The sequence below is a fragment of the Acidovorax sp. FG27 genome, assembly GCF_040365715.1.
Classification (GTDB): Bacteria; Pseudomonadota; Gammaproteobacteria; order Burkholderiales; family Burkholderiaceae_C; genus Paracidovorax.
The window spans coordinates 35,516-54,934 of the sequence record NZ_BAABVY010000011.1 but is presented as its reverse complement, the minus strand read 5'-3'; the positions used below and the strand labels follow the sequence as shown (position 1 = coordinate 54,934).

The following is a 19,419-nucleotide window of genomic DNA, read 5'->3' as shown; positions in this document are numbered from 1 at the left end:
TCCGCCCCGCCCGCCCGTCCATGAGTGCCCTGAGCCCGTCGCGCCCGTTCATCGAGCGGCCCGTCGCCACCGCGCTGCTGATGGTGGCCATCGTGCTGGCGGGGCTGCTGGGCTTTCGCCTGCTGCCCCTGTCGGCCCTGCCCGAGGTGGACTACCCCACCATCCAGGTGCAGACCCTCTACCCCGGCGCCAGCCCCGAGGTGATGAGCCGCACCGTCAGCGCGCCGCTGGAGCGCCAGTTCGGCCAGATGCCGGGGCTGGCGCGCATGGCGTCCACCAGCGCGGCGGGCGTGTCCATCGTCACGCTGCAGTTCAACCTGGGCCTGGCGCTGGACGTGGCCGAGCAGCAGGTGCAGGCGGCCATCAACGCGGGCGCCTCGCTGCTGCCCACCGACCTGCCCGCCCCGCCGGTCTATGCCAAGGTGAACCCGGCCGACGCGCCGGTGCTGACGCTGGCGATCAGCTCCGAGACCCTGCCGCTGACCGAAGTGCAGAACCTGGTCAACGCCCGCCTGGCGCAGAAGATCAGCCAGGTGCCGGGCGTGGGCCTGGTCACGCTGGCGGGCGGCCAGCGCCCTGCCGTGCGCATCCAGGCCGACACCCAGGCGCTGGCTTCCTACGGCCTGGGGCTGGACACGCTGCGCACCGCCATCTCCGCCGCCAACGCCAACAGCGCCAAGGGCAGCTTCGACGGCCCGCAGCGCGCCTACAACATCAACGCCAACGACCAGCTGGTGACGGTCGAGGACTATCGGCGGCTCATCGTCACCTGGAAGAACGGCGCGCCCGTGCGCCTGTCGGACGTGGCGCGGGTGGTGGATGCACCGGAGAACAACCGGCTGGGGGCGTGGGCCGGGGTCAGCGACCCCGTCCGCGCCGCGCCGGGCCGCCCCAAGCAAGCGGAGGCCCCCTCGGGGGGCAGCGAACCACGCGAAGCGGGGAGCGTGGGGGTCACACTCACTCCAGCCATCATCCTCAACGTGCAGCGCCAGCCGGGCGCCAACGTCATCGTCACGGTGGACGGCATCCAGCGTCAGCTGCCCGGGCTGCAGGCGCAGCTGCCGGCTTCCATCCAGGTGCAGGTGCTGTCCGACCGTACGACCGGCATCCGCGCATCGGTCGAGCACGTGCAGATGGAGCTGGTGCTGGCGGTGCTGATGGTGGTGCTGGTGATCTTCTTCTTCCTGCACAGCCTGCGCGCCACCGTCATCGCCAGCCTGGCCGTGCCCATCTCGCTCATCGGCACCTGCGGGGTGATGTACCTGCTGGGCTACAGCCTCAACAACCTGAGCCTGATGGCGCTGACCATCGCCACCGGCTTCGTGGTCGACGACGCCATCGTGATGATCGAGAACATTGCCCGCTACCTGGAAGAGGGCGACCCGCCGTTCCAGGCCGCGCTGAAAGGCGCCACCCAGATCGGCTTCACCATCATCTCGCTCACGGTGTCGCTGATCGCGGTGCTGATTCCGCTGCTGTTCATGAGCGACGTGGTGGGGCGCCTCTTCCGTGAATTTGCGGTGACGCTGGCGCTCACCATCCTGATCTCGGCCGTGGTGTCGCTCACGCTGGTGCCGATGATGTCGGCGCGCTGGCTCAAGGCCGGGCCCGCCCACGGCAGCCAGCGCGGCTGGGCGGGCGCGGTGCAGCGCGGCTTCGACCGCGTCATCGGGCGCTACGACGGCTGGCTGCAATGGGTGCTGCGCCACCAGCGCGCCACGCTGGTGGTGGCGGTGCTGACCATGGCGCTCACCGCGCTGCTCTACGTGCTGATCCCCAAGGGGCTCTTTCCCACGCAGGACACGGGCCAGCTGCAGGCGCGGCTGCAGGCCTCGCAGGAGGTGTCGTACGCCCGCATGAGCGAGCTGCAGCAGGCCGCCGCGCGGGCCATCCTGCAGGATGCGGACGTGCAGTCGCTCAGCTCGTTCGTGGGCGTGGATGCGGCCAACAACACCATGCTGAACGCCGGCCGCATGCTCATCAACCTGAAGCCCGGCCACGGCGCGCAGGCCGACGTGATGCAGCGCCTGCGCGAGCGGGTGGCCGGCGTGGCGGGCGTGACGCTGTTCCTGCAGCCCACGCAGGACCTGACCATCGACACCGAGACCGGCCCGACCGAATACCGCGCCTCGATCGGCGGCGTGGAGGCCGCCCAGGTGAACGGCTGGACGCAGAAGCTGGTCGAACGGCTGAAAACCGTGCCGGAGGTGCGCAACGCCACCACCGACGCGGGCGCCCAGGGGCTGTCGGCCTATGTGGACATCGACCGCAACACGGCCTCGCGCCTGTCGGTCACGGCCAGCGCCGTCGACGACGCGCTCTACAGCGCCTTCGGCCAGCGCATCGTCTCCACCATCTTCACCGAGACGAACCAGTACCGCGTGATCCTGGAGGCGCAGCAGGAGCAACTGGGCAGCCTCGAAGGCCTGGGCACGCTGCCGCTGCGCACCGGCAGCGCCGCGCCCACGCCGCTGGCGGCGGTGGCCACCATCCGCGAGCAGCTGGCGCCGCTGCAGGTGACCCGCGTGGCGCAGTACCCCGCCGCCACACTGGGCTTCGACACCGCGCCCGGCGTGTCGCTGGGCCGCGCCGTCAGCGCCATCCGCGCGGCGGCGCAGGAGATCGGCATGCCCGCCGGGCTGTCGATGGAGTTCCTGGGCGCGGCCAGCGCGTATGAGAAATCGCTCACCAGCCAGCTCTGGCTGATCCTCGCGGCCATGGTCTGCGTGTACATCGTGCTGGGCGTGCTGTACGAGAGCTACGTGCACCCGCTCACCATCCTCTCCACCCTGCCCTCGGCCGGGGTGGGCGCGCTGCTGGCGCTGATGCTCACGGGCAACGACCTGGGGGTGATCGGCATCATCGGCATCATCCTGCTGATCGGCATCGTCAAGAAGAACGCGATCATGATGATCGACTTCGCCATCGACGCTGAACGCCACCAGGGCATGGGCCCGCAGCAGGCCATCCACCAGGCCGCGCTGCTGCGCTTCCGGCCCATCCTGATGACCACGCTGGCGGCCCTCTTCGCCGCGCTGCCGCTGATGCTGGGCTGGGGCGAGGGCGCCGAGCTGCGCCGGCCGCTAGGCCTGGCCATCTTCGGCGGGCTGGTGTTGAGCCAGCTGCTCACGCTCTTCACCACCCCGGTGATCTACCTGGCCTTCGACCGCCTGGGCCGCCGGTGGACGGGCCGCGGCACGGCCGCCGCGCCGGTCACCCATGCCGAGGCCGGCCCCGCCGCGCCATGAATCTCTCGCGCCCCTTCATCGAGCGGCCGGTGGCCACCGTGCTGCTGACCATCGGGCTGGCGCTGGCGGGCATCGCCGCCTTCTTCGTGCTGCCCGTGGCGCCGCTGCCGCAGGTGGACTATCCGGCGATCTCGGTGTCGGCGAGCCTCTCGGGCGCCAGCCCCGAGACCATGGCCAGCAGCGTGGCCACGCCGCTGGAGCGCCGCCTGGGGGTGATCGCTGGGGTCAACGAGATGACCTCCAGCAGCTCGCAGGGCTCGGCGCGCATCAGCCTGCAGTTCGACCTGAGCCGCAACATCGACAGCGCCGCGCGCGAGGTGCAGGCCGCCATCAACGCGTCGCGCGCCGACCTGCCCGCCACGCTGCGCAGCAACCCCACCTACCGCAAGCGCAACGCGGCCGACTCGCCGGCCATCATCCTGGCGCTCACTTCGCAGACGCGCACGCCGGGCGAGATCTACGACGAGGTTTCCAACGTCATCAGCCAGCGGCTGTCGCAGGTGGACGGGGTGGGCGAGGTCGAGATCGGCGGTGGCTCGCTGCCCGCCGTGCGGGTGGAGCTGCTGCCGTTCGCGCTCAACCGCTACGGCATCAGCACCGAAGACGTGCGCGCCGCCATCCAGGCCGCCAACGCCAACCGGCCCAAGGGCGCGGTGGAAGGCGCCGGCCGGCGCCTGCAGATCTACACGCCCTCGCCCTCGCGCCGGGCGGCCGATTACGCCTCGCTCGTCATCGCCTGGCGCAACGGCGCGGCCGTGCGCCTGGGCGACGTGGCCCGCGTGGTGGACGGCGTGGAAAACACGCGCACGCTGGGCCTCTTCAACGGCCAGCCGGCCATCATCGTGCTCATCACCCGCCAGCCGGGCGCCAACATCATCGAGACGGTGAACGGCGTGCGCGACCTGCTGCCCGAATTGCAGGCGCAATTGCCGCAGGACATCCGCATCGCGGTGGCCTCGGACAGCACCAACTCCATCCGCGCCTCGCTGCACGAGATTGAATTCACGCTGATGCTCTCCATCGCCCTGGTGGTGCTGGTGGTGGGGCTCTTCCTGCGCAAGGCACGCGCCACCATCATTCCGGCGGTGGCCACGGTGGTGTCGCTGCTGGGCACCTTCGGCGTGATGTACCTGCTGGGCTTCAGCCTCAACAACCTCAGCCTGATGGCGCTCACCGTGGCGACCGGCTTCGTGGTGGACGACGCCATCGTGGTGCTGGAGAACACCAGCCGCCACATCGAGGCCGGCATGGACCGGCTGGAGGCCGCGCTGCTGGGCGCGCGCGAGGTGGGCTTCACCGTGCTGTCGATCAGCCTTTCGCTGGTGGCGGTGTTCATTCCCCTGCTGTTCATGGACGGGCAGGTGGGCCGCCTCTTCCGCGAATTCGCCATCACGCTGTCGGCGGCGGTGGCGATCTCGCTGGTGATCTCGCTCACCACCACGCCCATGATGTGCGCCTGGCTGCTGCGCGCCGAAGGCCCCCATGGAGCCCAGCCGCCGGGCCGCTTCGCCCGGGTGGGCGAGCGCAGCTACCAGGCCCTGCTGCGCGGCTACGGCCATGCGCTGGACTGGGCGCTAGCCAGCAAGGCGCTGGTGATGGTGCTGCTGCTGGTCGTGGTGGGGCTGAACGTCTACCTCTTCAGCCACATTCCCAAGGGCTACTTCCCGCAGCAGGACAACGGCCAGATCAACGCCGGGCTACGGGCCGACCAGAGCATCTCGTCCACCGCGCTGGCCGCCAAGCTGCGGCAGGCGGTGGACATCATCCACCGCGACCCGGCGGTGGACACGGTGGTGGGCTTTTCGGGCGGGGGCCGCGCGGGCGGCGGCTTCATGTTCGTCAACCTGAAGCCCGCCAGCCAGCGCACCGACAGCAGCGCCGCCGTCATCAACCGCCTGCGGCCGCAGCTGTCGCAGATCACCGGGCTGCGCGTGTTCCTGAGCCCGGTGCAGGAGCTGCGCATGGGCGGGCGCTCGAGCAACTCCACCTACCAGTACACGCTGCAAAGCGACAACCTGGCGGACATGCGCGTCTGGGCGGCGCGCCTGACCGAGCGGCTCAAGCAGGAGCCCCAGCTGGTGGACGTGGACAGCGACCAGGCCGAGAACGGCGTGGAAGCCTTCGTGGAGGTGGACAAGGCGACCGCCTCGCGCCTGGGCGTGAGCGCCTCGGCCATCGACAGCGCTCTCTACAACGCCTTCGGCCAGCGCTCGGTGGCCACCATCTACGGCGAGCTGAACCAGTATTCCGTGATCATGGAATGGGCGCCCGACACCACGCGGGGCCCGCCGGCCCTGGCCGACATCTACGTTCCGGCCAACCCGAGCGGCGCCGTGGGCACCGCCGCCAACCCGGGCCAGCGCGGCGCATCGACCGGCCAGGTGCTGAGCAACACCGCATCCACCATGGTGCCGCTCAGTGCCATCGCGCGGGTGGTGGAGCGCGCCTCACCCACTTCCATCAGCCACCAGGACGGGGAGATCGCCACCACCGTGTCGTTCGACCTGGCGGAAGGCACCACGCTGGAGCAGGCCCGGCAGATCGTCGCGCAGGCCGAGGCCGACATCGCCATGCCCACCAACGTGCGCGGCAGCTTCCAGGGCACGGCCCTCGGCGCGCAGCAGTCGCAGTCGCAGCAGCTGTTCCTGATCCTGGCGGCGCTGGTGGTGATCTACATCGTGCTGGGCGTGCTCTACGAGAGCCTGATCCACCCGATCACCGTGCTCACCACCCTGCCCTCGGCCGGCGTGGGCGCGGTGCTGGCGCTGCTGCTCTTTCACATGCAGTTCACCGTGATCGCGCTGATCGGCGTGTTCCTGCTGATCGGCATCGTGAAGAAGAACGCCATCCTGATCATCGACTTCGCGCTGGAGGCCGAGCGCGCGCGCGGGCTTTCGGCCACCGAGGCCGTGCGCGAGGCCTGCATGCTGCGCCTGCGCCCCATCCTGATGACCACGCTGGCCGCCGCCCTGGGCGCGCTGCCGCTGGCCATCGGCTTCGGCCAGGGCTCGGAGCTGCGCCAGCCCCTGGGCGTGGCCATCATCGGCGGCCTGCTGGCCAGCCAGCTGCTGACCCTGCTGACCACGCCCGTGGTCTACGTGCTGCTGGACCGGCTGCGCCGCCCCGCCGCCAACGACCGCCAGTTGAGCCGCCTGGCCCCGCCGCCCGCCGCACCCCAGCCCCACTGAACCCTCTCTCATGACCACCGGCCGCCGCACCCCTTTCCCCCCACGCGCCTCCCGCAGCCTGCGCGCCGCCTGCCTGGGCGCCCTGCTGCCGCTGGCCGCCTGCTCGGTCGCACCGGTGTACCAGCGCCCCGAGGTGGCCGCCCTGCCCGCCGCCTACAAGGAAGCCGGCCCGGTCAGCGCCGCCGGCGCGCTCTGGCAGCCCGCGCAGCCGGCCGACGCCATTGACCGGGGCAACTGGTGGACGCTGTTCCAGGACGACGACCTGAACCGCCTGGCCGCGCAGGTGCAGCTGTCCAACCAGAACATCGCCGCCGCCGTGGCGGCCTACGCGCAGGCCCAGGCGCTGGTGCGCGAACAGGGCGCGGGGCTGCTGCCGTCGGTCGACCTCACGGGCGGCGCAACGCGCTCGGGCGGCGAAGGCTCGGCCCGGCGCGGCACGACCGCGCAGGCGGCCCTGGGCGCCAGCTGGGCGCCCGACCTGTGGGGGCGCCTGGGCAGCGCGGTGAGCGGCGCGCAGGCCAGCGCGCAGGCCAGCCAGGCGGACCTGGCCTCGGCCCGCCTCTCGGCCGTGGGATCGCTGGTGGCCGCGTACTTCCAGCTGCGCGAGGCCGACGCCGAGATCGCGCTGCTGCAGGACATCGTGGAGGCCTACCAGCGCAGCCTCCAGATCACCCGCAACCGTTATGACGCCGGCATCGCGCCCGCCTCCGACGTACAGCAGGCGCGCACCCAGCTGGCCAACGCCCAGGCGGACCTGGCGGGCGTGCGGCAGAACCGAGCCCGCTACGAACACGCCATCGCCGTGCTGACGGGGGTGCCGCCCGGCAGCTTCGGCCTGCCGCCCGCACCGTGGATCGCCCGCGTGCCGCAGGTGCCGGCCACGCTGCCTTCGGAGCTGCTGCAGCGCCGGCCGGACATCGCCTCGGCCGAACGCGCCGTGGCCGCCGCCAACGCGCAGATCGGCGTGCAGCGCGCGGCGTACTACCCCAGCCTCGGCCTGTCCGCGTCCCTGGGGCGCAGCGGCACGGGCCTGGGCGATCTGTTCAGCGCCTCGGGCGCGCTCTGGTCGCTGGGCCTGTCGGCCGCGCAGACCGTGTTCGACGGCGGCGCCATCGCGGCGCGGGTGGACGCCGCCCAGGCCGCGCGCGATGCCCGGGCGGCCAGCTACCGCCAGACGGTGCTGACCGCCTTCCAGGGGGTGAAAGACCAGCTCGGCACCATCCGCACGCTGGAGGCCCAGGAGCCGCTGCGCCAGGAGGCCGTGAACGCCGCCCGGCTGACCGAAACCCAGCTGCAGAACCGCTACCGCGCCGGCCAGGTCGGCTACACCGAGGTGGTCACGGCGCAGATCACCGCGCTGTCGGCCCGGCGGGCGCTGCTGCAGCTGCAGGCCAGCCGCCAGCTGGCGGCCGCCGCGCTGGTGCAGGCGCTGGGGGGCGGGTGGCAGGCGCCGTGGGCGCAGGCCACGCCCTGACGCCTTCCGGGTCCGGGCCGATCGCATCGCGGCAAAAAGGCAGCCGCTGCTCGCGGCATACTCCCGCACCCGTTTCGCCCAGGCCACCCGCCCGGGCGGAAGCGGGCGCAACCCCTGAATCAACCAGACACAAGGAACATGCCGTGATTCGACAGAAGTTTTTGCGCTCCACCCTGCTCATCGCCAGCCTGGCCGCCGCCGGCTTCAGCCACGCGCAGGAGCGCATCGTGGTGGGCTTCATGAGCCCCGTCACCGGCCCGCAGGCCGCCAACGGCGTAGACAACCGCGATGGCGCGCTGCTCGCCATCAAGGAGCTGAATGCCCGTGGCATCAAGGTGGGCGGCAAGCCGGTGCAGTTCGAGCTGGACATCAACGACGATGGCGCCGACCCCAAGCAGGGCGTGCAGATCGCCCAGCGCCTGGCCGACAAGAAGATCCGGTTCGTGCTCGGCCCCTACAACTCGGGCGTGGCCATGCCTGCGTCGCGCGTGCTGGCCGAAGCCGACATCGTGACCTTCACGGTCGCCTCCAACCCCAAGATCACGCAGCAGGGCTACCGGCCGCTGTTCCGCATCGGCGCGAGCGACAACCAGCTGGGCACCAAGATGGCGGTCTATGCCGCGCAGGAGCTGAAGCTCAAGACAGTGGCCGTCATCGACGACCGCACGGCCTACGGCCAGGGCGTGGCCAAGGAATTCGCCGACGAAGCCAAGCGCCAGGGCATGAAGGTGGTGGCCAGCGAATTCACCACCGACAAGGCCACCGACTTCACCGCCATCCTGACCAACGTGCGCGCCGCCAAGGCGGACGCGGTGTTCTACGGCGGCTATTCGCCCCAGGGCGGCCCCATGCTGCGCCAGATGCGTGCGCTGGGGCTGAACATGCCGCTGCTGGGCGGCGACGGCATCTGCTCGTCGGAGACGGCCACGCTGTCGCAGGTGGCGGGCAACCTGAACGTGTACTGCACCCAGGGCGGCTCCATGCTCGACCGCAGCGACAAGGGCCAGAAGTTCATCGAGCGCTACCGCGCCGAATGGAAGCGCGACCCGCTGACCTATGCCGCCGCGTTCTACGACGGCATGCACCTGCTGGCCGGCGCCATCGAGGCCACGCAGGGCACCGACGGCAAGAAGATCATCGACCACATCGCCAAAGGCAAGTACGCCGGCGTGAGCGGCGAGTACAGCTACGACGACAAGCACGACCTGCGCTCGTCGGCGGTGACGGTGTTCACCTTCAAGGGCAAGGACGTGGTGCCGCTCAAGAGCCTGTAGAGCCCGCGAGGCGCGGCGGCCTGCTCAAGGGCCAGTGGGCTCCGCTGCAGCCGCCTGCGCCATGCACGTATCCACCCACCGCGCCAGCTGCGGCCCGGTGGGCGTGCCCGCGCCCATCAGCAGGCGGTAGACGATGGGCGCCACCAGGGTATCAAGCACGCAGTCCACGGACGGCGTGGCCTGGCCGCGTGCGCGGGCGCGCTCGACCAGCATGGTCATCTGGCCGGCCGTGATCTGCAGGCACTGGCAGGGCGCCGAGCCGTCGCCGTAGCCGCTGGCGGTGAGCACGTCCTTCAGCACCTGGCGGCCGAGGTCCGACGACATTTCCTCGATGAATTGCTCGCCCCAGGCCAGCAGGTCGCCGCGCACGCTGCCGGTGTCGGGCGGCTCGGCCTCGTCGCGCAGGCGCTCGATCGACACGTCAGCCAGCAGCTCGACCAGGTCGCCCCAGCGGCGGTAGATGGTGGACGGCGTCACGCCGGCCTGCGCGGCGATCTGCGGAATGGTTAGCGCCTCGCGGCCGTGCAGCGCCGTCAGGTCGTGCACGGCCTGGTGCACGGCGGCCTGCACGCGGGCACTGCGCCCGCCGGGGCGCAATCGGGTGGCTCCAGACGTCATGCCGCCATTTTAGGAGGGTCGCCCGCAGGCGCGGCACTAAAGCAAACACTTTGCTTTAGTGCGACAATCCGTTAACGCAATTTTTTAGCGTTAATGCCATGGCTGCTGCCCTCCACCATTCTCCCTCTTCCACCGTCCCCACCTGGCCCGCCCGCCGGCTGGAGCCCGGCGCCGCTCTGTGGCTCACGGTGTCGCTGGTGATGATGTTCCTCGCCGCGTCGAGCGCGCCGTCGCCGCTCTATGCGATCTACCGGGAGATGTGGGGCTTCTCGGCCTTCAGCCTGACGGTGATCTTTTCCAGCTACGCCTTCGCCCTGCTGGCGGCACTGCTGTGCTTCGGCGCGCTGTCGGATCACATCGGCCGGCGCAGCGTGGTCGTCGCGGCGCTGGTGCTCGAATTCGTCTCGATCGTCACCTTCTGGCGGGCCGAGTCGGTGGCCTGGCTGCTGGCGGCGAGGGTGCTGCAGGGCGTCGCCACCGGCATGGCGACCAGCGCGCTCAGTGCCCTGCTGGTGGACCTGCACCCGGTGCGCGGCCCGCTGATGAACAGCATGGCGCCCATGGTGGGCATGGCCATCGGCGCCTTGGGCACCGGCATGCTGGTGCAGTACCTGCCCGCGCCCACCCACCTGGTGTTCGAGCTGCTGCTGGGGGTGATCGCGCTGCAGTGCGCCGCCGCCTTCTGGTTGCCGGAAACCGTGGCGCGCCGGCCGGGCGTCTGGCGGTCGCTCGTGCCGAGCATGCACGTGCCGCAGGCCGCGCGGGCGCCGCTGCTGCGCATCCTGCCGCTCAGCACGGCCGGCTGGGCGCTGGGCGGCTTCTTCCTGTCGCTCGGGCCTTCGCTGGCGCGGCTGGTGACGGGCAGCGCGTCGCCGCTGCTCGGCGGGGTGCTGATCGCCGCGCTGGTGCTGCCCGGGGCGGTCGCCATCGGCTTCGTGCGAGAGCGGCCGCCGCGTGGCGTGCTGCAGGGCAGCGCCGCCGCGCTGGCGGTGGGCCTGTCGGTCACCCTGGCCGGCGTGGCCTGGCACAGCCCGGCGGCCTTCTTCGGCGGCACGCTGGTGGCGGGGCTGGGCTTTGGCGCGGGCTTCAACGCCGCCGTGCGCTGCCTGGTGCCGCTGGCGTCGGCGCAGGACCGGGCCGGCCTCATGGCCAGCTTCTTCGTGCTGAGCTATCTCGCTTTCAGCCTGCCCGCCATCGCCGCCGGGCTGCTCACCGGCCTGTGGGGGCTGCGCGCCACGGCGCTGGGGTATGGCGCGCTGCTGATCGTGCTGGCGGGGCTGTCGGCCTTCACGTCGCGGCGGGCCTGAGCCGGGTCTGACGCAGGAAGGGCGTCTTCACGGCCTGCCGCGCAGCGGTCGCGGCGATGCGCCGGAGGGATCACCCGCCTCCCGCACCAGCCGCACGCCCACGAGCGTGTAGCGCGTGTCCGGGCTGTTCCAGTTGCGATAGGTGCACCGGGCATACAGCGGCCAGGTGTGCCAAGAGCCGCCGCGCCGCACGCGCACGCTGCCCGTGGCGGGCCCCTGCGGGTCGTCGCGCGCCGAGCGTGCATAGGCATCGTCCGCATGCCAGTCGGACACCCATTCCCACACGTTGCCCGACATGTCGTGCAGCCCGAAGGCGTTGGCCGGGTAGCTGGCGACCGGCGCGGTGAACGCATGCCCGTCGCGGCCGGGCACGGCCTGGGCCTGCCAGCGCGGCCAGTAGGGCGCGGCGTCCTGGTCGAAGGTGTTGGCGTTGCGTGCCAGCGCCGCGGGGTCGTCCCCATGCCCGTAGCGCGCAGCCTTGCCGGCGCGGCAGGCATATTCCCACTCGGCCTCGGTCGGCAGGCGGTAGCGGTGGCCTTCGGTGGCGCTCAGCCAGGCCGCGAGGGCGTGTGCGTCGTGCCAGGTGATGTTGACCACCGGGTGGTCGTCGCCTTGCGCGAAGCCCGGGTTGCGCCACGAATAGCGCGGATCGCGCCCCTCGAAGGCGTCGCCGCGCGCGCTCTTGTCGGGGTCGTAGGCCGGGTTGTAGCCGTAGCCGCCCGTGCCGTCGGCCTCGGACTCGGCGCGGTAGCCCGCCGCCTGCACGAAGCGCCTGAACTGGCCCACCGTCACTTCCGTCTGCCCCAGGTAGAAGGCGCGGGTGATGCGCACCGTGTGCACCGGAGCCTCGTCGGCCAGGGAGCTGAGCCGGCTCGGCTCCATGCCCGGGTAGTCGCGCGCCAGGCGCTCCACCGGCTCGTCGCTGCCCATGCGAAAGCTGCCGGCAGGGATGCGAACGAACGGCATGCCCAGGGAATTGGTCCACACGGCGGGTGCCGCCGGCGCGGCCCGCTGCTCGGCGCGGACCGTGGGCGCCAGTGCGGCCAGCGACAGCAGCGCGGCGGCCACCATGATGCCCATGAGCGATGCGCACCCCTGCGGCGAGCGCACGGGCCAGGACGCGGTCGATGGCAGGTGCGAACGGCGATGGGCTTGCGGCATGCGGGCTTTCCAGACAGAAGCAGGGCCCCATGGGGCGGATCGTGGCCGGGGCGGCGGCCACTCGGAAGCCACCAGTGTAGGCACGTCCGGCGGCCCCGCCGGCCTCGATGCGGGCGGCAGACGGAGCCCCTCGCCCATTCCGGGCAGACCCGGCAGGCGTTGCGGCGGCCCGCCGTGGCCGGGCCCGTTGTCAGCGCATGCGCTGCGCGCGGTGCCACACCGGCACCAGCCACAAGGCCTGCACCGCCGCGTACCCCGCCACCGCCAAACCCAGCGCCAGCAACGGCAAACCCACGGCCAGCGGCGCGCCCAATGCGTGCACCCACGCGGCCATGGCCTCCACACCGCCCGCTGCGGAAAAGCCCTCCCACGCCGGCAGCCGCTGCTCGCCGGGCAGCACCCAGGCGCCCAACTGGAACGCCAGGGCGTAGAGCGGCAAGGTGGTGAGCGGGTTGGTGTAGAGCGTCACAGCCGCCCCCGCCACCGCGTTGCCGCGCAATGCGGCGCAGGTGGCGACGGCGGCCGGGATCTGCAGCGGCCCGGGGATCAGGCCGCAAAAGAGGCCCGCCGCCGTACCGCGTGCCAGGGCCTCGCGGCGCAGGCAGAGCAGCTGGCGCCGCTCCAGCCAGGGGCGCAGCCGGGCGAGCGATGGCCGGTCCATCAGCGCGCGGGTGGCCGGCTCCTGCCGGCGCAGCCAGCGGCGCACGCCGGTCATCAGCCGCGCCAGCGGCAGCGCCACCCGGCCGGCCAGCGCCCCGGCGGAGCTCACAGGGCGACCGCCACCGCGGTGGCGGCGCCCCAGGCGCCGGTCAGGCCCGCCAGCAAGCGCACGTCGCGGCGCTCGTTGCCGCCGCGCCAGCTCATCCAGGTGGTGAGCGCGAGCGCGGCCAGCATGGTGGCCATCACGGCCTCGAACATCGTCATTTCCATCGAATCGGTCCTCGTGGATCACACCTGGGTCAGGCGCCCGCGCCCGGCAGGGCGGGAGGCGGGGTGCCATCGCCACCGCCCTTGCCGCGGGACGTCCAGAGCGACGCGACGATGGAACCGGCGATCAGCGCGCCCGTTACCAGCAGGGCATAGCCGATCGGGATCTTGTAGACGTCGATCAGCAGCATCTTCGAGCCGATGAACACCAGCACCAGGGCTAGGCCGTAGGCCAGCAGGTGAAAGCGGTCCGCCAGGTCGGCCAGCAGGAAATACAGCGCCCGCAGACCCAGGATGGCGAAGATGTTGGCGGTGAGCACGATGAACGGATCGCTCGTGATCGCGAAGATCGCCGGGATGCTGTCCACCGCGAAGATCACGTCCGTCACGCCGATCATGATCAGCACCACGAATAGGGGGGTGAACAGCTTCACGCCGTTGACTACGGTGGTCATCTTCTCTCCGTCGAAGTGGTCCGACATGCGGATCCGCTTGCGCAGGAATTTCAGCACCGGGTTGCTGGAGATGTCAGGCTCCTGCCCCGCGGCGATCCACATCTTCACGCCCGTGATGACGAGGAACGCGCCGAACACGTACAGCAGCCAGTGGAACGTGGCCAGCAGCCAGGCGCCCGCCAGGATCAGCACCGTGCGCAGCACGATCGCGCCGATGATGCCGATGATGAGCGCGCGCTTCTGGTATTCCGCCGGCACGGCGAAGTAGCTGAAGATCATCAGGAAGACGAAGATGTTGTCCACCGACAGGCTCTTTTCCACCAGGTAGCCGGTGATGAACTGCATCGATACCGTGTTGGCCACCTCGCGGCCCTGCGCGCCGTCGAGGTACCACCACAGGATGGCGACGAACACGAACGCGAGCGAGAACCACAGCAGGCTCCAGCTCAGCGCCTCCTTCATGGTCACCTTGTGCGCGCCCTGGCGCTCCATGACCAGCAGGTCGATGGCGATCGCCACGACCACGAACAGGCCGAAGCCGGCCCACATCATGGGGGTTCCGATGGTTTCCACCATGGCTTCAGCCCTCCTGGCGCACGCGGCGCGGTGAAGTCAGGGCAGTCCGGGCGGTCAGCCCCGGACAAGCGCCGTGCCCGGCTGGCGCGGCGCCCGGTGGTGCGGCATGCGGCACCAGGGTCGGTCGGTGGGTGGTGGTCATGGCGGTGAGGGGGTCGAGTGGATGGGAAAGAGACGTTTTTGAATACGAAACACGAGCCCGCACTGTCGAGCCTGCGCGCCCGCAAAGGAAGATAGCCCGGCCGTAAGATCACTTCGGTTTTTGCGAAGTGTTTTCCTGTTCCGTCCTACAAAAAATGAGCCAGACCTTCAATTACCGACATCTGTACTACTTCTGGGTGGTGGCCAAGGAAGGCGGCGTGGCCCGGGCCGCCGAGCGCCTGGACATGGCCGTGCAGACCATCAGCGCCCAGGTGCGGTCGCTGGAGAAAGACCTGGGCATCGCCCTCTTGCGCACCGAAGGCCGCAACCTGGTGCTGACCGACGCCGGCGTGGCCGCCATGCACGAGGCCGACCAGATCTTCGCTTTGGGCGAACAGTTGCAGCACCGCGTGGCCGAAGCTGCCACCGGCCGCGTACTGCGACTGAATCTGGGCATTTCGGACGGCATCGCCAAGGTGGCCGTGCACCGCCTGCTCACCCCCGTGCTGGACGCGCCCCACCTGCGCCTGCTCTGCCACGAAGGCGAGTTCCAGCCCCTGCTGGGCGAGTTGGCCCTGCACAAGCTGGACGCGGTGCTGGCCGACCGCCCCGCCCCGCCCAACCCTGCGCTGAAGACCACCAGCCAGCTGCTGGGCACCAGCCCCATCGCCTGGTATGCCCCACCCGCCTGGGCCGACGCCGCCGCGCGCGGCTTTCCGCACAGCCTGGCCGTGGTGCCCCTGCTGCTACCGACCGACCACGCCGCCGCCCGCGCCCGCATCGACCACTGGCTGGAGCGGGAACGCATCCGCCCGCGGATCGCCGGTGAGTTCGAGGACAGCGCCCTGCTGGCCACCTTCGCCGGCACCGGCATGGGCGTAATGCCCGCGCCGGAGTCGATGGGGGAGCACCTGGCGCGCACGCATGGGCTGGTGGCGGTGGGGACGACGGCGGAGGTGCAGGAGCAGTTTCACCTGATCTTCAGTGCGAGGAAGGTGATGCATCCGCTGGTGGTGAGGTTGGTGGAGAGAGGAGCCATGATTCTCGCCCCAGCCCACTGCGGCCCGCCTGTCCGCTGAAAACGCGGTAAAGACCTGGCCGCGGGACGTGTCTGAGAGCAAGCGGGATGAATGAATCTCCTAAATCCGACGGCTCGGCGCCCGGTCGTCCCGATATTGGGCGGTATTACGAAACCCCCTCCCACTCGGAACGCCAGTTCACGCTGAAGCGTCCCGGTACTGACTGGGCGTGAGCCCCGTCAACAGTTTGAATTGACGGGTGAATGCGCTGTGATCGGTGTAGCCGCACTGCAGTGCGATTTCAGTGATCTGCAGATCCGTGTGCAGCAGCCGATGTGCGTGCTCCAGGCGAGCCTTGTGAATCATCTGCCGGGGGGTCAGATGGAATATGCGCTTGCAATACCGCTCCAGTTGCGCCACCGACATGCCGGCGATGCACGTCAGCTCCTTCATGGTGACCGCGCCATGGAAATGGTTGCGAATGTGTTCATCCACCGCGACCAAGCGTGGATAGGCAGGATGGGTGCCACTGGCGGAGGGGAGATCCAACGAAATGCCTATCAAGCCGATGATCTGGTCATCTCGGCCCCGAACAGGCCGCTTGTGCGTCAAACACCAGCCAGGCTCCCGGCTCACGAACAGATGCAGTTCCAGTTGATCGCCTAAAACCACCCCCTGTTCCAGGACGCGCTGGTCCTGCTCGGTATATGCGGATCCCAGTTGGGTCGGGAAAACCTCCGCACTGGTTTTGCCAATCAGCCGCTTCAAATGATTCAGTCCGCAACGCTCCACCAGCGTGCGATTGGCGAGCAGATAACGCCCATGCGCATCCTTTATGAATATTGCAGCGTTCGGAACCGCATCCAGAATAGGCAGTAGCAGCCACATATTCGAGACCAGTTGCTCGATATTCTCGGGCCGGTATGCGTCCAGCTCGCTATTCAAGGACTTCAGCAGCTTCAGCGTCATGGATCGGTTGTCCGAATTATTCAACAGGCAGGGTAGGTATTAGATTCTAGTTCGACACCGACCATGAGACATCCTGCCTCGGCTCTGCCATCGTGCCGCTCCTCGGCCTCTCCGGACCCGCGAACGCCCCGGCTGGAACGTGACTATGCCGATATCGTCGTTTTCCCTTGATAAAACCATCAAGCACCGTCTAACTCCACGGCGGAATAATTCAGCGGCCTGTTTTAGCTTGAGGGCCGACCCGACTCATCAGTCGTCACGGATTATTCGAAGACTGTCCCGTCTCAAAGATAACCAAGCATTCTGCTCTACAAAGACGTGCTACGCCGTCGCCCCACAAATGCCAAGCAGACGTTTTGCACCCTATTCATAGCCATTCGACCTCGACCCGCAACGGATCGGGAAGCACGCCTTTTCAGATCAAAAACACCAGGAGACGCCGTGTTGGGACAAGGAAAATTCAAGAAGCAGCTGTCGCTGACAGACCTCACATTCATAGGACTGGGAGCCATATTCGGCTCGGGCTGGTTATTCGCTGCCAGCCATGTTTCCGCCATCGCCGGCCCTGCCGGCATCTTCTCGTGGCTGCTGGGCGGATTGGCCGTGCTGCTGCTGGGTATCGTCTATTGCGAGCTGGGGGCGGCGCTGCCGCGTGCCGGTGGCGTGGTGCGCTATCCGGTGTATTCGCACGGCCCGTTGCTCGGCTACCTGATGGGGTTCATCACACTGATCGCTTTCTCCAGCCTGGTGGCCATCGAAGTAGTGGCGTCGCGACAGTACGCGGCCGCCTGGTTCCCCGGGTTGACCAATGGGGGTTCCGGTGAGCCGACCGTCGTAGGATGGCTCGTGCAATTCGGGCTGCTGTGCGTATTCTTCGTGCTCAACTACCGCAGCGTGAAGACCTTCGCCAAAGCCAACAATCTGGTGAGCGTGTTTAAATTCGTCGTGCCGCTGCTGGTCATCGGTGTGCTGTTCACCTTCTTCAAGCCAGAGAATTTCCAGGTTCAGGGTTTCGCCCCCTTCGGTCTTTCCGGCATCGAGATGGCGGTTTCCGCCGGCGGCGTCATCTTCGCTTACTTGGGACTCACGCCCATCATCTCGGTGGCCAGCGAGGTGAAGAACCCACAGCGCACCATTCCGATCGCGCTGATTCTCTCGGTGCTGCTTTCCACCGCCATCTACGTGCTGCTGCAGGTGGCGTTCCTTGGCGGAGTTCCCACCGACATGCTGGCCAACGGCTGGGCCGCAGTGTCCAAGGAGCTTGCCCTGCCCTATCGCGACATCGCCCTGGCGCTGGGCGTCAGCTGGCTGGCCTATCTGGTGGTGGCCGATGCGGTGATCTCCCCCAGCGGCTGCGGCAACATCTACATGAATGCCACCCCCCGCGTCGTTTATGGCTGGGCGCAGACCGGCACTTTCTTCAAGGTATTCACCCGGATCGATCCGAAGTCCGGCATTCCACGCCCAGCGCTCTGGCTGACCTTCGCCCTCTCGGTGTTCTGGACCCTGCCGTTCCCGTCGTGGGAGACGCTGATCAACGTCGTGTCCGCTGCGTTGGTGCTGAGTTATGCGGTCGCCCCAGTGTCCGTCGCCGCCCTGCGCCGCAATGCACCCGACATGCCCCGCCCGTTCCGCGTGCGTTGGATGGGCCTGCTCGGCCCCCTGTCATTCATCATCGCCGCACTCATCGTGTACTGGTCCGGCTGGAGCACTGTGTCGTGGCTGCTGGGCCTGCAGATCCTGATGTTCGTGGTGTACCTGCTGTGCGGCCGTTTCGTGCCGACCGCTCACCTGAATCTGCGCCAGCAGGTTCGCTCGTCGGCCTGGCTGATCGGCTTTTATGCCATCACCATCGTGCTCTCCAAGCTGGGCAGCTTCGGCGGCCTGGGGGTGCTCAGCCATCCGTTCGACACGCTGGTGGTGGCGGCATGCGCACTGGGCATTTACCAGTGGGGCGCGGCAACCGGCGTGCCCGCTGATCTGATCAAGCTGGATGACGACGAAGAAAGCGAGACGGTTGCGAACGGCATGCCCGCCGCACCCAAGGGCTCTGCCTAGCAATCCGCCCACGGTACCCTCACCGGAAAGCCTTATGAAGCACATACACATCATCGACTCCCATACCGGCGGCGAGCCCACGCGGCTGGTCATGAAGGGCTTCCCCATGTTGGCCGGCGCCACCATGACCGAGCAGCGCGATGCCCTGCGCGATCAGCACGACCATTGGCGCCGCGCTTGTCTGCTGGAGCCACGCGGCAACGACGTGCTGGTGGGCGCCCTGTACTGCCCTCCGGTATCGCCAGACGCCACCTGCGGCGTGATCTTCTTCAACAACGCCGGCTACCTGGGCATGTGCGGCCACGGCACCATCGGCCTGGTGGCCTCGCTGCGCTACCTCGGGCTGATCGAACCGGGCATGCACAAGATCGACACGCCGGTCGGCCCTGTTAGCGCTACCTTGCATGGGGATGGGGCGGTGACCGTCGGCAATGTGCCCGCTTACCGCTACCGTCGCCAGGTGCCGGTGGACGTGCCCGGCCATGGCCGCGTGGTCGGTGACGTGGCTTGGGGTGGCAACTGGTTCTTCCTGGTGGCCGAGCACGGCAAGGATCTGCGACTCGACCATGTCGAAGCCCTGACCGATTTCACCTGGGCGATGCTCAAGGCCCTTGAAGCCCAAGGCATTCGCGGCGAAGGCGGCGCCTTGATCGACCATATCGAGTTGTTCGCCGATGACGACAACGCCGACAGCCGCAACTTCGTCATGTGCCCGGGCAAGGCCTACGACCGCTCACCCTGCGGCACGGGCACCAGCGCCAAGCTGGCATGCCTTGCGGCCGATGGCAAGCTGGCACCCGGGGAACCCTGGGTGCAGGCCAGCATCACCGGCAGCCGGTTCCTGGGCCGCTACGAGCAGGAAGGCGAGCGCATCCGCCCCTTCATCACCGGCCGCGCCTACATGACCGCCGACAGCACCCTGCTGATCGATGAGCAAGATCCTTTTGCCTGGGGCATCTGAGGGTTGGGGCATGCCCTCCGATATCCGAGCCCGTACCTTTCCC

14 protein-coding genes are annotated in these 19,419 nt (G+C 69.1%); 8 read left to right on the top strand and 6 right to left on the bottom strand.

The genetic code is table 11. From position 1 onward, the window contains the following. The first annotated feature begins 29 nt into the window (after positions 1-29). The 4 genes from ABWV53_RS15390 (at position 30) to ABWV53_RS15375 (ending at position 9,184) form a co-directional block, all read left to right on the top strand. Positions 30-3,248, top strand: a complete 3,219-nt coding sequence (locus tag ABWV53_RS15390; RefSeq protein ID WP_353367140.1) for an efflux RND transporter permease subunit — start codon at positions 30-32, stop codon at positions 3,246-3,248. After that, positions 3,245-6,436 (top strand): efflux RND transporter permease subunit, encoded by a 3,192-nt coding sequence (locus ABWV53_RS15385; protein WP_353367024.1) that lies wholly within the window; start codon positions 3,245-3,247, stop codon positions 6,434-6,436. Before ABWV53_RS15390 ends, ABWV53_RS15385 begins: the two co-directional genes overlap by 4 nt. Before the next feature lie 10 nt (positions 6,437-6,446). Next, a complete protein-coding gene (locus ABWV53_RS15380) occupies positions 6,447-7,910 on the top strand; it encodes an efflux transporter outer membrane subunit (protein WP_353367023.1) in 1,464 nt (487 codons plus the stop codon). Positions 7,911-8,071: 161 nt separating this feature from the next. Continuing rightward, positions 8,072-9,184: a branched-chain amino acid ABC transporter substrate-binding protein gene (locus tag ABWV53_RS15375; protein ID WP_353367139.1), complete on the top strand. Its 1,113-nt coding sequence runs from the start codon at positions 8,072-8,074 to the stop codon at positions 9,182-9,184. A gap of 24 nt (positions 9,185-9,208) precedes the next feature. Here the strand turns inward: ABWV53_RS15375 and ABWV53_RS15370 are convergent, their stop codons facing one another. Next, the gene (locus ABWV53_RS15370; RefSeq protein ID WP_353367022.1) at positions 9,209-9,802 is read right to left on the bottom strand and encodes a TetR/AcrR family transcriptional regulator; all 594 of its coding nucleotides are present in this window, start codon (positions 9,800-9,802) and stop codon (positions 9,209-9,211) included. 98 nt (positions 9,803-9,900) lie between these two features. Between ABWV53_RS15370 and ABWV53_RS15365 the strand changes: the two genes are divergently transcribed. Further along, the gene (locus ABWV53_RS15365) at positions 9,901-11,109 is read left to right on the top strand and encodes an MFS transporter (RefSeq protein ID WP_353367021.1); all 1,209 of its coding nucleotides are present in this window, start codon (positions 9,901-9,903) and stop codon (positions 11,107-11,109) included. Positions 11,110-11,136: 27 nt separating this feature from the next. On the opposite strand, the gene ABWV53_RS15360 is transcribed toward ABWV53_RS15365, so the two are convergent. From ABWV53_RS15360 to ABWV53_RS15345, 4 genes are all read right to left on the bottom strand, one after another. Next, positions 11,137-12,180, bottom strand: a complete 1,044-nt coding sequence (locus tag ABWV53_RS15360) for a formylglycine-generating enzyme family protein (RefSeq protein ID WP_502903921.1) — start codon at positions 12,178-12,180, stop codon at positions 11,137-11,139. 280 nt (positions 12,181-12,460) lie between these two features. Next, positions 12,461-13,039 carry a DUF2062 domain-containing protein gene (locus ABWV53_RS15355; RefSeq protein ID WP_353367020.1) on the bottom strand — a complete coding sequence of 193 codons (579 nt, stop codon included), beginning with the start codon at positions 13,037-13,039 and terminating at the stop codon, positions 12,461-12,463. Further along, entirely contained in the window at positions 13,036-13,200 is a 165-nt protein-coding gene (locus ABWV53_RS15350) for a hypothetical protein (protein WP_353367019.1), read from the bottom strand. Before ABWV53_RS15350 ends, ABWV53_RS15355 begins: the two co-directional genes overlap by 4 nt. Positions 13,201-13,229: 29 nt before the next feature. Continuing rightward, positions 13,230-14,228 carry a TerC family protein gene (locus ABWV53_RS15345; RefSeq protein ID WP_353367018.1) on the bottom strand — a complete coding sequence of 333 codons (999 nt, stop codon included), beginning with the start codon at positions 14,226-14,228 and terminating at the stop codon, positions 13,230-13,232. A gap of 296 nt (positions 14,229-14,524) precedes the next feature. Here ABWV53_RS15345 and ABWV53_RS15340 point away from each other — a divergent pair, with 296 nt between their 5' ends. Further along, positions 14,525-15,448 (top strand): LysR family transcriptional regulator, encoded by a 924-nt coding sequence (locus ABWV53_RS15340; protein WP_353367017.1) that lies wholly within the window; start codon positions 14,525-14,527, stop codon positions 15,446-15,448. Positions 15,449-15,586: 138 nt separating this feature from the next. Here ABWV53_RS15340 and ABWV53_RS15335 read toward each other — a convergent pair whose 3' ends face one another. Further along, on the bottom strand, positions 15,587-16,357 hold the full coding sequence (locus tag ABWV53_RS15335) for a helix-turn-helix domain-containing protein (protein WP_353367016.1): 771 nt from the start codon (positions 16,355-16,357) through the stop codon (positions 15,587-15,589). A 444-nt stretch (positions 16,358-16,801) separates the two neighbouring features. On the opposite strand from ABWV53_RS15335, the gene ABWV53_RS15330 reads away from it, so the two are divergent. Together ABWV53_RS15330 and ABWV53_RS15325 are read left to right on the top strand one after the other, a co-directional pair. Continuing rightward, positions 16,802-18,415 (top strand): APC family permease, encoded by a 1,614-nt coding sequence (locus ABWV53_RS15330; RefSeq protein ID WP_353367137.1) that lies wholly within the window; start codon positions 16,802-16,804, stop codon positions 18,413-18,415. 34 nt (positions 18,416-18,449) lie between these two features. Then, a complete protein-coding gene (locus ABWV53_RS15325) occupies positions 18,450-19,376 on the top strand; it encodes a 4-hydroxyproline epimerase (protein ID WP_353367015.1) in 927 nt (308 codons plus the stop codon). Positions 19,377-19,419 lie beyond the last annotated feature (43 nt).